This is a genomic window from Pseudomonas sp. GW458-11-26-14-LB4, from assembly GCF_059423925.1.
On record NZ_JBWKYU010000007.1, the window covers coordinates 1 to 13,406 of the forward strand.

General features: G+C 59.6%; 12 protein-coding genes and 2 tRNA genes. 8 read left to right on the forward strand and 6 right to left on the reverse strand.

All coding sequences use genetic code 11. The annotated features are described in order from the left end of the window. The first annotated feature begins 1 nt into the window (after position 1). The 3 genes from AC07XZ_RS10855 to AC07XZ_RS10865 all read left to right on the forward strand — a co-directional run bounded on the left by AC07XZ_RS10855 (position 2) and on the right by AC07XZ_RS10865 (position 1,723). Positions 2-77: transfer RNA gene (locus AC07XZ_RS10855), tRNA-Glu, on the forward strand. 2 nt (positions 78-79) lie between these two features. Beyond that, positions 80-155 (forward strand) — tRNA-Gly (locus tag AC07XZ_RS10860). A 206-nt stretch (positions 156-361) separates the two neighbouring features. After that, a complete protein-coding gene (locus tag AC07XZ_RS10865) occupies positions 362-1,723 on the forward strand; it encodes an MATE family efflux transporter (RefSeq protein ID WP_102686522.1) in 1,362 nt (453 codons plus the stop codon). A 62-nt stretch (positions 1,724-1,785) separates the two neighbouring features. Here AC07XZ_RS10865 and AC07XZ_RS10870 read toward each other — a convergent pair whose 3' ends face one another. From AC07XZ_RS10870 to AC07XZ_RS10885, 4 genes are all read right to left on the reverse strand, one after another. Beyond that, positions 1,786-3,525 (reverse strand): dipeptidase, encoded by a 1,740-nt coding sequence (locus tag AC07XZ_RS10870; RefSeq protein ID WP_085745076.1) that lies wholly within the window; start codon positions 3,523-3,525, stop codon positions 1,786-1,788. Between the two features lie 238 nt (positions 3,526-3,763). Further along, the gene (locus tag AC07XZ_RS10875) at positions 3,764-4,402 is read right to left on the reverse strand and encodes a LysE family translocator (protein ID WP_085745075.1); all 639 of its coding nucleotides are present in this window, start codon (positions 4,400-4,402) and stop codon (positions 3,764-3,766) included. A 1-nt stretch (position 4,403) separates the two neighbouring features. Then, the gene (locus AC07XZ_RS10880; protein ID WP_007952184.1) at positions 4,404-5,174 is read right to left on the reverse strand and encodes a 2OG-Fe(II) oxygenase; all 771 of its coding nucleotides are present in this window, start codon (positions 5,172-5,174) and stop codon (positions 4,404-4,406) included. A 90-nt stretch (positions 5,175-5,264) separates the two neighbouring features. Further along, positions 5,265-5,891 carry an alanyl-tRNA editing protein gene (locus tag AC07XZ_RS10885; protein WP_085745073.1) on the reverse strand — a complete coding sequence of 209 codons (627 nt, stop codon included), beginning with the start codon at positions 5,889-5,891 and terminating at the stop codon, positions 5,265-5,267. Between the two features lie 90 nt (positions 5,892-5,981). On the opposite strand from AC07XZ_RS10885, the gene AC07XZ_RS10890 reads away from it, so the two are divergent. Next, complete coding sequence (locus tag AC07XZ_RS10890) at positions 5,982-6,977, forward strand: LysR family transcriptional regulator (RefSeq protein WP_102686521.1); 996 nt, start codon at positions 5,982-5,984, stop codon at positions 6,975-6,977. A 57-nt stretch (positions 6,978-7,034) separates the two neighbouring features. On the opposite strand, the gene AC07XZ_RS10895 is transcribed toward AC07XZ_RS10890, so the two are convergent. Together AC07XZ_RS10895 and AC07XZ_RS10900 are read right to left on the reverse strand one after the other, a co-directional pair. Further along, entirely contained in the window at positions 7,035-7,442 is a 408-nt protein-coding gene (locus AC07XZ_RS10895) for a PA2817 family protein (RefSeq protein WP_007950758.1), read from the reverse strand. Positions 7,443-7,516: 74 nt separating this feature from the next. Next, the gene (locus tag AC07XZ_RS10900; protein WP_102686520.1) at positions 7,517-9,964 is read right to left on the reverse strand and encodes an acyl-CoA dehydrogenase; all 2,448 of its coding nucleotides are present in this window, start codon (positions 9,962-9,964) and stop codon (positions 7,517-7,519) included. A 248-nt stretch (positions 9,965-10,212) separates the two neighbouring features. Between AC07XZ_RS10900 and AC07XZ_RS10905 the strand changes: the two genes are divergently transcribed. The 4 genes from AC07XZ_RS10905 (at position 10,213) to AC07XZ_RS10920 (ending at position 13,381) form a co-directional block, all read left to right on the forward strand. Continuing rightward, positions 10,213-10,872, forward strand: a complete 660-nt coding sequence (locus AC07XZ_RS10905) for a transglutaminase-like domain-containing protein (RefSeq protein WP_102686519.1) — start codon at positions 10,213-10,215, stop codon at positions 10,870-10,872. A 43-nt stretch (positions 10,873-10,915) separates the two neighbouring features. Next, the gene (locus AC07XZ_RS10910) at positions 10,916-11,539 is read left to right on the forward strand and encodes a glutathione S-transferase family protein (protein ID WP_102686518.1); all 624 of its coding nucleotides are present in this window, start codon (positions 10,916-10,918) and stop codon (positions 11,537-11,539) included. Between the two features lie 133 nt (positions 11,540-11,672). After that, entirely contained in the window at positions 11,673-12,605 is a 933-nt protein-coding gene (locus AC07XZ_RS10915; protein ID WP_102686517.1) for an ABC transporter ATP-binding protein, read from the forward strand. Continuing rightward, complete coding sequence (locus AC07XZ_RS10920) at positions 12,602-13,381, forward strand: ABC transporter permease (protein WP_007950763.1); 780 nt, start codon at positions 12,602-12,604, stop codon at positions 13,379-13,381. The genes AC07XZ_RS10915 and AC07XZ_RS10920 overlap by 4 nt, the downstream gene beginning before the upstream one ends. Positions 13,382-13,406 lie beyond the last annotated feature (25 nt).

A 13,406-nucleotide genomic window follows, 5' to 3' on the forward strand; every position in this document is an offset into this window, starting at 1 on the left:
TGTCCCCTTCGTCTAGTGGCCTAGGACACCGCCCTTTCACGGCGGTAACAGGGGTTCGAGTCCCCTAGGGGACGCCATTGCGGGAATAGCTCAGTTGGTAGAGCACGACCTTGCCAAGGTCGGGGTCGCGAGTTCGAGTCTCGTTTCCCGCTCCATATTCACAAAAACGCCGCTCAGTGATGAGCGGCGTTTTTGTATGCGCGTTTTTTGGGCGGGCTGTGCTTTGTTACAACTTTCCTACGGTGAATCCGTGATTTGCGGAAGCGTCTGACAGCCAGCCCTCGATCGATTCTGAGATAACGTCCGCCCCGTCAGCCTTGATGGCTGAAGCGGGGGTGATCGAATTCGAGGATCTCACTTAATGTCACAAACGATCAGACCTCCCGGCCATCTGCGCGAGATTCGAGCAACCGCATGGCTGTCGCTTCCGTTGGTCATAGGGCACCTGTGCGCAGGGCTGATTGCTTTCGTGGATAACCTCATCGCGGGCAATCACGGCACCGATACCTTGGCTGCCGTCACGCTCGGCACGGCGTTGTTGTGGCTGCCGATGCTGGTGCCAATCGGAACATTGATTGCGCTGACCGCTTCAGTCGCCCGTTTACACGGCGCGGAGCGAACAGACGAGATTGGGCCGATCTTTCGCCAGGCCATGTGGTTGGCGCTGTTCATGGGAGGGCTGATGTTCGCTTTCCTGAGCCTTGCGCCTCATCTGCTCGCACCCGCCGGGATTGCACCGGAAATTATTCCGGGGGCACAGGCCTTTCTGCAGGCTGTGCGTTGGGGAAGTCCGGCGTTGACCCTGTTTTTCTGCATGCGCTATCTGTGCGAAGGAATGCACTGGATGCGTCCGACCATGGTCTTCGGTTTTGGTGGTCTCTTGTTTCTGGCGCCAGTGGGTTATGTGCTGACCAATGGCAAGTTGGGTTTCGTGGAGATGGGGGCTGAAGGACTGGGCATCGCGTCGGCCTTGATGATGTGGCTGCAAGCGTTGCTGTTCGCTGCGCACCTCTGGCGAGGCAAGCGGCTGGCGCATTTGCAGCTGTTTGCCCGCTTTGATCCGCCGCGTCTTGCCGGCATCGTTGATTTGTTGAGGGTTGGAATACCGATCGGCATCGCGATTTTGACCCAGGGCAGTCTGTTCATTGTCACCTCGCTACTGATTGGCCGCCTCGGCTCGACTTTTCTGGCGGCCCATCAGATCGCGGTGAATCTGGCTCAGCTGTGTTTCATGATCCCGGTGGCCGTAGCTGAAGCCACGACCGTTCGGGTCGGTCATGCGTTGGGGCGGGGGGATTTCAAAGGCGTCCGGCAGGCTGCCGGGGCGGGCTGCGTCATCGTCCTGGTCGCGCAAAGCGTTTCGGTACTGATCATGCTGTTGGGCAATGAAACGATAGCGGGTTGGTACAGCGCGGATGTAGCGGTCACCGCGCTCGCCTCGACGCTTTTGCTGTACGCCGCAGCGTTACAGTTTCCCGATGGGTTGCAAATGCTGTCCGCCGGCGCCTTGCGCGGTTTGCAGGACACTCGTGTGCCCATGTGGCTGGCGATTTTCTGTTACTGGGGTGTCGGCTTGCCGTTCGGTTGCCTGATGGCGTTCGGGTTGGGCTGGGGACCGCAAGGCATCTGGCTGGGGCTGATTACGGCATTGACGCTGGCAATGCTGCTGATGGGGAGGCGGTTTTTCGTGTGCAGTCGAATGGGTGTGGCGGTCGTCGACTGAATTGAAAAGGCCCGTCGGTGGGAACCGACGGGCCTTTGTTCATTGTGGCGTTGACGTATGGATCACAGTTTTGGCAATTGCCCGATGCGTCCCATCATTTCGGTGACGATCTGCAGGTCCAGCAAGAACTGGTCAACGGTCTTGAACTCGCCATCGGTGTGACCGGTGTATTTGACCTCAGGTCGTGCCAGGCCGAATTGCACACCGTTCGGCAGTTCATGCACTGAGGTGGCGCCGGCCGAGGTGCCGAATTCGTGTTTCATGCCCAGATTCTCGGTGGCCACCGCCAGCAGCGCCTTGACCCATTCGCCTTCAGGGTTGCGGTACATCGGTTCGGCGATCGAATAGTCGAAGTTCACCGCGACATGGTTTTTCTTGCTCCAGGCTGCCAGTTTGTCGGCGATTTCTGTCTTGAGCAGTTCCGGCGACTTGCCCTTCGGCACGCGCAGGTTAACCGCGAGTTTGAAGGTTTTGTCGTCCATGCCGACGTAGGTCAGGGAAGTGGTCAGCGGGCCCATGAAGTCATCGGCGAAACCGACGCCCAGCTTGCCGCCCTTGTAGTCCAGGCCCCAATTGTCGGCGGCGTAGTGCGCAGCGTCGGTGATATGGTTGTGCTTGAGGGCGATCTTGCCGTCCACGCTGTGGATGAAGTCGAGCATGCGGGCAACCGGGTTGACGCCGGATTCAGGCTCGGACGAGTGCGCGGAAACACCGGTGACGGTGAGTTTGACGTCTTTGCCATCGACCTTGGCGTTCACTTCGAAATCGCCGCCATTGCGCTTGGCGTATTCAGCGCCGGCCTTTTGCAGGCTGGCCGCCAGGTCGGCAGGTTTGTCAGTCACCAGGGTGACGACCGAAACCGATGGAATCTGGTTGGTCGCCAGGCCACCTGTCATCGAGGTGATTTCCGCGCCTTTGCCCTCGGCCTTGCGCTTGGCGAACCTAGCCATGACGGTGCCGTAACCTTTCTCGGCAATCACCACCGGATAGCCACCGTCCAGCGCCAGGTTGTACTCCGGCGTCGGGTTGCGTTCGAAATAGTAAGGAATCGCGTCACCGGTGGTTTCTTCGGTGGTGTCCACCAGCAGTTTGAAATTGCGCGCCAGTGGCAGCTTCTCTTCCTTGATCACCTTCATGGCGTAAAGCGTTACGACGATGCCGTTTTTATCGTCTTCGGTGCCACGGCCGTACATGCGGTCGCCGATCAGTGTGACTTTGAACGGATCAAGTTTGGTGCCGTCCTTCAGTACCCAGTTTTCCGGCGTTACCGGCACCACGTCGGCGTGAGCGTGAATGCCGACGACGTCCTTGCCGCTGCCGTCGAGGGATATTTCGTAAACGCGGTTGTCGATGTTGCGGTAGTTCAGGCCGAAAGACTCGGCTAGAGCTTTGATCTTGCCCGCGATCTTGATGAACTCGGGGTTGTCGTGCTGATCGACACCGTCCTTGCGGTAGGTCGGGATTTCCACCAGTTCGCGCAGGGTTTCCAGCGCGGCTTTGCCGTACTTCACGCGAGTGTAGAGGCCGAGCAAGCGATGGATCTCGTTTTGCTGTTCGGCGGTCAGCGTCTTGTTATCGAGGAAGGCGCTGATGGCTGGACGCAGATCGTCGGTCTTGCTCAGGTCGTTCTTTGCCAGATCACCGAGAAACGCTCTGAAATCACTGACCTTTGCCTCGTTGAATGTCTTGAGGATGGTCGCGCTCTGCTGCTCGGTCAGGTTGGCGTGGGCTGGCAGTGTGACGGACGAAAGGCTGGCCAGAATCAACGTCGAGGCGGCCAGTTGCTTGAGTGAAAAGTCCATTGCTAAGGGCATTCCTTTGCAGGCAGTGAGTAGGAGGTATCTGATCGAAGCGTCAGACGGTTTCGCAAACTAACACCACCAGCGAGTGATAGGGGAGCCCCCGAAGTGAGACACGTCGCAAAAATGACACTGAATCGAAAAAATAGGATTGAGGCCTCTAGGGCAGGACTTACAACGGATCCCGAAAGCAAAAGAGGCTCGCCAGCTTGACTGTGCGAGCCTCTTTTATGGGCGCAGATTACATCGACAACACCAGACGCCCGGCAAACAGGATCAGAATCACCCCCATGCTGCGCTCGAACCAGTGGCCCATGCGCATGAACAGCACGCGCACTTTGCTGCTGGAAAAGAACAGCGCGACGATCACGAACCACAACGCATTCACCCCGCACATCCACAACCCGTACAGGGCCTGGATTTGCAGCGGTGTGCTGGCGCTGATGATCGTGGTGAAGATCGCCAGGAAAAACAGCGTGGCCTTGGGGTTGGTGGCGTTGGTCAGGAAACCGGTGGAAAACGCCTTGAACAGCGATTGTTCAATCAACGGTTCGTCGCTGGTCTTTTCGCCTTCCATTGTCGTCTTGGGTTTGCTGCGTATCAGGCTGACGCCGAGGTAAAGAATGTAAGCACCGCCGACCACTTTGGCGACGGTCAGCAGCCAGGGCGTGGTGTGCATCAAGGCGCCTACGCCCAGCAAGGTGTACAGCACGTGCACGGAAATTCCCGCGCCGATGCCCAATGCCGTGCAGATGCCGACCAGTCGACCGAAACGCACACTCTGGCGGATGGTCACGGCGAAGTCCGGGCCGGGAGCGACCACGGCCAGAAAGTGGATGGTGGCCAATGCCAGAAACTCGCCCAGGTAATTCGATGTCATTTCAGCTCCAGAAAGTCAGGGGTGAAGCATTGCCGCGATAGCCGACAAAAAACGAAAGGCTCAAGCGCGGATCGGCCACGCCCGGCGTTACCGAGTGCATGCGACGCGAATTGAACATGATGAAATCCCCCGGTTCCGGGCGTACTTCGAGGGCGGGCGGGCCAAGCAGCGCCGGGTCGATGCCGTAGCTGTCGCCGCGCATTTCATCGAAGCGGTCCGGGGAAATGTCGTCTTCCCACATCTGCAATGCGCCGCCTTCGGTTGGCATGTTGAGGTAGACGTTGCAGGCGAACTGCGCCTCGAGGCTGCGGGCCTGAAAACTTTCCGGGGCGTCCTTGGCGAAGATGTCGTGATGGGCCAGGAAGCACACGCCCGGTTTCACTACCCGGGACAGGCCGACGTACATCTTGCGACCGTAAAGGTTTTCCAGGTGGGCACCCGCCGGCCAGGATTCGTCGAGCATGCAGCGCAGGGTGTCGACCGGTGACGAATAGGGCGCGCAACGGTTACGCAGCTCGGCGATGTTGCTGGTGGCGCGCTCGAAGTAGTCTTCGATCAGCAGCGGCTGGTTTTCCGCCTCGTAGAACGCCATGCCGATGCGGCCGATGCTGGGCGCGTTGATGTAGCCCTCGAAGCCGGGCGCGAGGATCTTGTCGCCAATCTGGATCGCCTGCGCCTGGGGCAGAAAGCCCTTGACGCGGATGGCGAGGACTTCTTCGTTGGCCAGTTTTTTTATGCACGTCTCATCGAGACGCTCGACGTCAAGCATCATGGTTTCAGGTCCATCTATCGAATAGTCAACGGAACCGGCGAACGCGGTTCCCCCGGCGTCGGACGCTGCATCTGGCAGCGCCCGAAATCCTCAATCCACGCTGTAGTGGACGGACAACGTGCCTTTCTTCTGCGAAAGGGACGCGATCGTGACTGTGCCCAGATCCTTCAGGCTGCGTACATGGGTGCCACCGCAGCCATAGGCTGGCAGTTCACCGAAACCGATTTCCCGTGCGCCTTCGCGCAGGGACGTCAGGCGTGGCAGATCGTGTTCGATCCATTGCCCGATGCCGTATTGAACGACTTGTGCATCGACTTCCTGAGCCGAATCTCCGGGCTTGAATTGCACCCGGCCCTCGTCCGGCCAGTGATGGGCCTTGATCGGCATCCAGCCCATGGCCTGGACAAAGTGGCCGATCAAATGCCCGGCAGAGTGCATGCGGGTGTTGAAGCGGCGGCGTTCTTCGTCGACGCGAATCTGGGTCATGCCCAGTGGCACCGGTTGATCGACGAAATGAATGATCCGGTCCGGTTCCTGAACGACGCGCAGAACCTGGCTGTCGCCAATCCAGCCGGTATCACAGGGTTGGCCACCGCCCTGGGGATGAAAAAGTGTGGCGCGCAACACAACGGCGAATTCGTTCTCGTGGGGCGTGCAGTCGAGGACTTCCACATTGGCCTTGAGGTCATCACTATGGAAAAAGAGGCGAAGCGTCATATTCCATGCCCTTATTAAAGTTTCTTTTTTAATTATATGAATCGTGCAATAACGTGATAATCCGTTCAAACATCAAAGGACTGTTGCGCTGTGAGCATAAATCTTCCACTGCCGCTGCTCGGTGAAATGGCGATTTTCGTCAAGGTCGTAGAGACCGGCAGCTTCTCCGAAGCCGCTCGCCAATTGGGCTCATCGCCATCGGCAGTCAGCCGCAGCATTTCCCGGCTGGAGAAGGCGCTGGCCACGCGGCTGCTGCAACGCACCACGCGCAAACTGCGCTTGAGCGATGGCGGGGAAGAGGTGTTCAAACGCTGTCAGGAAATGGTCAGCGCGGCGAAGTCGGTGATGGAGATCAGCGGCCAGTTCACCCACGAAGCCGAGGGGCTGGTGCGGGTCAGCGTGCCGAAAGCGGTTGGGCGCTTCGCGATTCATCCGCACATGCCGGAGTTTCTGCGGCGCTATCCGAAGGTCGACGTGGAGCTGTTGCTGGAGGACCGCCAGGTCGATCTTATCGACGACCATGTCGACCTGGCCATTCGCATCACGGACCGTCCACCGGCTGGACTGGTGGGACGACAACTGTTGACCATCGACCATTTGCTCTGCGCGACGCCGCAGTATCTGGCCGAACACGGGACGCCGACTCATCCCCATGACTTGCTTAACCACAGTTGCATTTACCTGGGCGAAACCCCGAGCGATGCGCGCTGGAAATTCAAGAAAGGCACGAAAGCCGTCACTGTCGGCGTGCGCGGGCGGTATGCCGCCAATCACACCGGCGTGCGTCTGGGCGCCGTGTTGCAGCACATCGGCATTGGCAGCCTGCCGTATTTCACCGCGCGTTATGCCCTGGAGCAGGGGCTGATCGTGCAGGTGCTGCCGGACTGGACGTTCCTGGCGTCGTACCACGGCGGGTTGTGGTTGCTGCACTCGCCGACGCGTTATCTGCCGCCGAAGCTGCGGGTGTTCATCGACTATCTGGTGGAGTGCCTGGAGAAAGAGCCGACCCTGAGCAAGCCGGCAAAATCCGGCGGTTCAAAACCGTTGGCGGAGTACGAATTGCCCGAGAGTGAAGGGTTGCTCTGACCCGATAAAAAAAGGCCCGCATGGATCACCATGCGGGCCTTTTTTATCGGGCGAAAATCAGTGCTTGCTGTCCTGGGCGGACATCGCCAGCAGCTGTTTTTCCTGGTTCCAGTCGAACGGTTCATCGTTCTGTTCGGCTTCGTAGCGGCGTTCTTCCAGCGCCTGGTACATGTCGATTTCTTCGTCGGACAGGTAATGCAGGCAGTCGCCGGCGAAGAACCACAGCAGATCCCGCGGGATCAGGTGGGCAATTTGCGGGTAACGGGTAATCACTTGAGTCAGGATGTCCTGGCCCAGGTATTGGCTTTCGATCGGCTCGATCGGCAGGGATGCCAGCAGTTCGTCGAAACGCTCCAGGAACAGGGCATGGCTTTCTTCGGGAACCTGATCGGCCTCACCTACGGCGACCAGGATACTGCGCAGGTGGTCGAGCAAAACCAGATGATCGGCAACGACGTTGGACACGAGATAAGTCCTCAAGAGCAAAACGGGCGCGGGAGTATAAAGCCCCTGCGCCCGTTTTTCACTGATTGAAGGGATCAGCGGATTTTGCCGTCCGCCGGTTTCAGTTGCTCCTTGTCGAAATCATCGACATCGATCACCTTGCGTCGAGCCGCTTCGGCATCACGCAGGGTCTGGGCTTCCACGGCCTGCAACACCCCGGCTTCCAGTGCGGCATCGATGGCGTGTTCGCCGGCGACCGGTTTGACCTGACCGCTCTTGAGCGAGGTGTGCAGTTTTTTGTGCAGCGGTTGCGCAGCGTTCAACTGATCGCAGGCGTGCTGCAGCGCACCGACCGCATCGTCGGCCGATTGCGGGCGATAGCAGCCGGCAAGCAGTTCTTCCAGCGCCGGATCGCCCTTGGCCCGGCCGATGACCGCAGCCACTTCGGCACCGAGTCTGTCCGACGGGCCTTTGTGACGGCGGCCGAACGGGAACACGATCACTCGCAGCAGGCAGCCGAAGACCCGGTTCGGGAAGTTGGTCAGCAGTTCATCCAGCGCTTTTTCCGACTGGCCGAGGCTTTCTTCCATGGCCCATCTGAACAGCGGTTCCATGTACGCCGGGGAATCGAGGTCGTGATAACGCTTGAGCGCCGCCGAGGCCAGATACAGGTTGCTCAGCACATCACCCAGACGCGCCGACAGACGCTCGCGGCGTTTCAGTTCGCCGCCCAGCAGCATCATGCTCAGGTCGGCGAGCATGGCAAACGCGGCAGCCTGACGGTTGAGGGCGCGGAAATAACCTTGGCTGAGTTTGTCTCCCGGTGCATGTTCGAAATGGCCGAAGCCGAGGTTCAGCACCAGCGTGCTGGCGGCGTTGCTCACGGCAAATCCGATGTGCTTGAGCAGCAGGCCATCGAATTCCTTGAGCGCCTGGTCCTTGTCCTCGCGTCCGGCGAGGGCCATTTCCTTGAGGACGAACGGATGGCAGCGGATCGCGCCCTGACCAAAGATCATCAGGTTGCGCGAAAGAATGTTCGCGCCTTCCACGGTGATGAAGATCGGTGCGCCGTTCCAGCTGCGGCCCAGGTAGTTGTTCGGGCCCATGATGATCGCCTTGCCGCCGTGCACATCCATCGCGTGGCTGATGCACTCGCGACCGCGCTCGGTGAGGTGATATTTGAGGATCGCCGACAGCACCGAAGGCTTCTCGCCCAGATCCACCGCGTTTGCGGTCAGCATCCGCGCAGCGTCCATCATCCAGGCGTTGCCGCCGATCCGTGCCATGGCTTCCTGAATGCCTTCGAACGCTGACAGCGGCACGTTGAATTGCTCGCGAATCTGCGCGTATTGCCCGGTCACCAGACTGGTGAACTTGGCCGCGCCGGTGCCCACTGCCGGCAGCGAGATCGAACGCCCGACCGACAGGCAGTTCATCAGCATCATCCAGCCTTTGCCGAGCATGTCCTGGCCGCCGATGAGGAAGTCCAGCGGGATGAATACGTCCTTGCCGGAGTTCGGGCCGTTCATGAACGCAGCGCCCAGCGGCAGGTGGCGGCGACCGATTTCCACGCCGGGGGTGTCGGTCGGGATCAGCGCGAGGCTGATGCCCAGGTCTTCCTTGTCGCCGAGCAGGTGATCCGGGTCATAGGCCTTGAAGGCCAGGCCGAGCAAGGTCGCGACCGGGCCGAGGGTGATGTAGCGTTTTTCCCAGTTCAGGCGCAGGCCGAGAGTTTCCTGACCTTCCCATTCGCCTTTGCAGATGATCCCGGTGTCGGGCATCGCACCCGCGTCTGAACCCGCGAGCGGGCCAGTCAGCGCAAAGCAAGGAATGTCGTCGCCCCGGGCCAGCCGTGGCAGGTAATGATTGCGTTGTTCGTCGGTGCCGTAATGCAGCAGCAGTTCGGCCGGGCCGAGGGAGTTGGGCACCATCACGGTAGAGGCGAGGTCGCCGCTGCGGGTCGCCAGTTTCATCGCCACTTGGGAGTGGGCGTAGGCGGAGAAACCCTTGCCGCCGAACTCCTTGGGAATGATCAGGGCGAAGAAACCGTGTTCCTTGATGTGAGTCCAGGCTTCGGGCGGCAGATCCATCGACTGACCGATCTGCCAGTCGGTGACCATGGCGCAGAGCTCTTCGGTCGGGCCGTCGATGAACGCCTGTTCCTCTTCGCTCAGTTGCACCTTGGGATAGGACAGCAGCTTGTCCCAATCCGGACGGCCGCTGAACAGTTCGCCGTCCCACCACACCGTGCCGGCGTCGATCGCGTCGCGTTCGGTCTGCGACATCGGAGGCAGGGTTTTCTGGAACCAGCTGAACAGCGGCGCGGTAAAGTGTTTGCGGCGCAGGTCAGGCAACAGCAACGGGGCGGCCACCAGGGCCAGCACGACCCAGAAAATCAGCAGCAACCAGCCCGGTGCATGGCTGAAAATCCCCATCGCCAACAGGTAAGCGGCGACGATACCCAGTGCCGGCAGCGGGGCGATGCGCCGGTGGGCCAGATACGCCACGCCGACGATCAGAACCAGTATCCACAACAACAGCATATTTAATCCTCCGTGAACCAGGGCGAACCGACCCTCCAGAGCTTAGACGGCATCTGCAAAACGGGGCGGTCAGAGCAAGGTGATTGAAATCGTGGGAAACCCCGGATGTCTTTTGTAGGTTCGGTGGGCAACACGCGTGGGAAATCGTTCGCAGCTTCCGCGTCTTTGCGTGCATGTTTGGCCGAAACGTCGTTATCTCTGTGCTGAACCTCTCGCTAGACTCGGGGCTCAATCAGGAGAATGTCGTCATGCACGAGTATCTGAGCCCCGGTCGCTTCATCGATAGTGACCACCCCTCGGTGGTGGAGTTCGCCGAGCAGCACCGTGGTGCCAGCCGCGATCCGCTCGCGCAGGCGGTCAGTCTTTATTACGCCGTGCGCGAGGCGGTGCGTTACAACATGTACACCTTCAGCCGCGACCCGCAGACCTTGCGCGGCAGCTACGCGCTGGCGGCGGGTGAGAGTTATTGCGTACCCAAGGCCACGTTGCTCGCCGGTTGCGCGCGCCATTGCGGGATCCCCGCACGCATTGGTCTGGCGGATGTGAAAAATCATCTGTCGACGCCGCGTCTGCTTGAACTGCTGAGAAGCGAAGTGTTCGCCATGCATGGTTATACCGAGCTGTTTCTCAATGATCTCTGGGTGAAAGCCACACCCGCGTTCAACCAGAAACTCTGCGAAATGTTCAACGTTGCGCCGCTGGAATTCGATGGCGTAAACGACAGCGTTTTCCACCCGTACAACAGCGATGGTGCGCTGCTGATGGAGTACCTGGTCGATCACGGCCAGTTCGCCGATGTACCGGAATCTTTTTTCTTCGAACATCTGCAGAAATGTTATCCGCACCTGTTCAACGATCAGCAGACGCCACTGTCCGGTGACATGCGCGGTGATGTCGGCCGCCTCTGATCCGGCGTATGCTGCCTGCCCATTTACTGGAAAAGAGGCGGTCATGCTGAAGATCTGGGGTCGCAAGAATTCGTCGAATGTCAGAAAGCCGTTGTGGGCTGCCGAAGAGCTCGGGCTGGCCTACGAGGCCATTGATGCCGGTGGCGCGTTTGGGGTGGTCGACACGCCGGAGTACCGGGCAATGAACCCGAACGGGCGGGTGCCGGTGATTCAGGACGACGGTTTTGTGCTGTGGGAATCCAATGCCATTGTGCGTTATCTGCTGGCAAAGCATGCAGCCGATACTTCGTGGTACCCGGCGGATCCACAGACCCGCGCCACCGCTGACAAATGGATGGACTGGACGACTTCCAGTTTTGCCGGACCGTTTCGCACGGTGTTCTGGGGCGTTCTGCGTACCCCGGCAGACAAGCAGGACTGGCCGGCAATCCATGCGGCGATCAAGGAATGTGACGGCTTGCTGGCGATGGCCGATCAGGCGCTGAAGGATCAGCCGTATCTGTCCGGTAATGAAATCGGCATGGGCGATATCCCGCTCGGCAGTTTCATTTATGCCTGGTTCGAGATGCCGATCGAGCGCGCGTCACAGCCGAATCTTGAAGCCTGGTATGCGCGGCTGAAGCAGCGTCCGGCGTATCAGAAAGCTGTCATGACCGCGTTGACTTAATACCTACTATCGACACACTTGACTGTACTTGTGCGGCGACGGCAAGCACCATTGCGCTCTAGCGCTGCGGTTGTCTTCCTCGCCGCCGGCCTTTTATCAGTCCTTTTTTCTTTACTGGGTGCGTAAATCCGATATGAGTTCCGCTCTGTCCATCCGGCAGCTAACCAAAACCTACGGCAACGGGTTCCAGGCCTTGAGTGGTATCGATCTGGACGTCGCCGAAGGTGACTTCTTCGCCTTGCTCGGCCCCAACGGCGCCGGCAAATCCACGACCATCGGCATTCTCTCGACCCTGGTCAACAAGACCAGCGGCACGGTGAATATCTTTGGCCACGACCTGGACAAGAACCCGGCGGCGCTCAAGCGCTCCATCGGCGTGGTGCCCCAGGAATTCAACTTCAACCAGTTCGAAAAGACCTTCGACATCGTCGTGACCCAGGCCGGTTACTACGGCATTCCGGCGAAGATCGCCAAGGAACGCGCCGAGCAGTACCTGACCCAGCTCGGCCTGTGGGACAAACGCGATGTGCCGTCGCGTTCGCTGTCCGGCGGCATGAAGCGTCGCTTGATGATCGCCCGGGCGCTGGTGCATGAACCGCGTCTGCTGATCCTCGATGAACCGACCGCCGGGGTGGATATCGAGCTGCGCCGTTCGATGTGGACGTTCCTCACCGAACTGAACCAGAAAGGCATCACCATCATCCTCACCACCCACTACCTGGAAGAGGCTGAGCAGCTGTGCCGCAACATCGGGATCATCGACCACGGCACCATCGTCGAGAACACCAGCATGCGTCAGCTGCTCGGCCAACTGCATGTGGAAACCTTCCTGCTGGACCTGAAGAACGGTCTGAGTGTCGCGCCGCAACTGGCGGGCTACCCGGCACGGCTGCTGGACGGCCATACCCTGGAGGTTCAGGTCGACAAGTCCATGGGCATCACCGCGTTGTTCGGCCAACTGGCCCTGCAGAACATCGAAGTGCTGAGCCTGCGCAATAAAACCAATCGCCTCGAGGAGCTGTTCGTGTCCCTGGTGGAGAAAAATCTGTCGAAGGTGGCGGTATGAGTTCGGAGCTGCGCCCCAACCTCGTTGCCCTCAACACCATCGTTTACCGCGAAGTCAGACGCTTCACCCGGATCTGGCCGCAGACTCTGCTGCCGCCGGCGATCACCATGGTTCTGTACTTCGTGATCTTCGGTAACCTGATCGGCCGGCAGATCGGCGATATGGGTGGCTTCACCTACATGGAGTACATCGTGCCGGGGCTGATCATGATGTCGGTGATCACCAACTCCTACGGCAACGTGGTGTCGAGCTTCTTCGGCAGCAAGTTCCAGCGCTCCATCGAAGAGCTGATGGTGTCGCCGGTGTCGCCGCACACGATCCTGATCGGTTACACCATTGGTGGCGTCCTGCGCGGCCTGATGGTGGGTGTGATTGTGACGATCCTGTCGCTGTTCTTCACCCATTTGCAGGTACACCATCTTGGCGTGACGGTGCTGGTGGTGGTGCTGACGGCGACGATCTTCTCGCTGCTGGGCTTCATCAACGCGGTGTTTGCGCGCAACTTCGATGACATCTCGATCATCCCGACCTTTGTGCTGACCCCGCTGACCTACCTGGGCGGCGTGTTCTATTCGATCACCTTGCTGCCGCCGTTCTGGCAGACCGTGTCGCTGGCCAACCCGGTGCTGCACATGGTCAACGCTTTCCGTTACGGCATCCTCGGTGTGTCGGACATTCGCATCGGCATCGCGATCACCTTCATGCTGGTGGCGACCGTGGTGCTGTATATCGGTTGTTCGCGGTTGCTGGTGAGCGGGCGCGGCATGCGCACCTGATCCCTTCAATGCTGCAATGAAAAAC

Coding starts and splice junctions, on each gene's coding strand:
- AC07XZ_RS10905 (WP_102686519.1), top strand. CDS start 10,213: ATGCACGAGTATCTGAGCCCCGGTCGCTTCATCGATAGTGACCACCCC.
- AC07XZ_RS10875 (WP_085745075.1), bottom strand. CDS start 4,402: ATGACATCGAATTACCTGGGCGAGTTTCTGGCATTGGCCACCATCCAC.
- AC07XZ_RS10885 (WP_085745073.1), bottom strand. CDS start 5,891: ATGACGCTTCGCCTCTTTTTCCATAGTGATGACCTCAAGGCCAATGTG.
- AC07XZ_RS10865 (WP_102686522.1), top strand. CDS start 362: ATGTCACAAACGATCAGACCTCCCGGCCATCTGCGCGAGATTCGAGCA.
- AC07XZ_RS10900 (WP_102686520.1), bottom strand. CDS start 9,964: ATGCTGTTGTTGTGGATACTGGTTCTGATCGTCGGCGTGGCGTATCTG.
- AC07XZ_RS10915 (WP_102686517.1), top strand. CDS start 11,673: ATGAGTTCCGCTCTGTCCATCCGGCAGCTAACCAAAACCTACGGCAAC.
- AC07XZ_RS10920 (WP_007950763.1), top strand. CDS start 12,602: ATGAGTTCGGAGCTGCGCCCCAACCTCGTTGCCCTCAACACCATCGTT.
- AC07XZ_RS10910 (WP_102686518.1), top strand. CDS start 10,916: ATGCTGAAGATCTGGGGTCGCAAGAATTCGTCGAATGTCAGAAAGCCG.
- AC07XZ_RS10870 (WP_085745076.1), bottom strand. CDS start 3,525: ATGGACTTTTCACTCAAGCAACTGGCCGCCTCGACGTTGATTCTGGCC.
- AC07XZ_RS10880 (WP_007952184.1), bottom strand. CDS start 5,174: ATGATGCTTGACGTCGAGCGTCTCGATGAGACGTGCATAAAAAAACTG.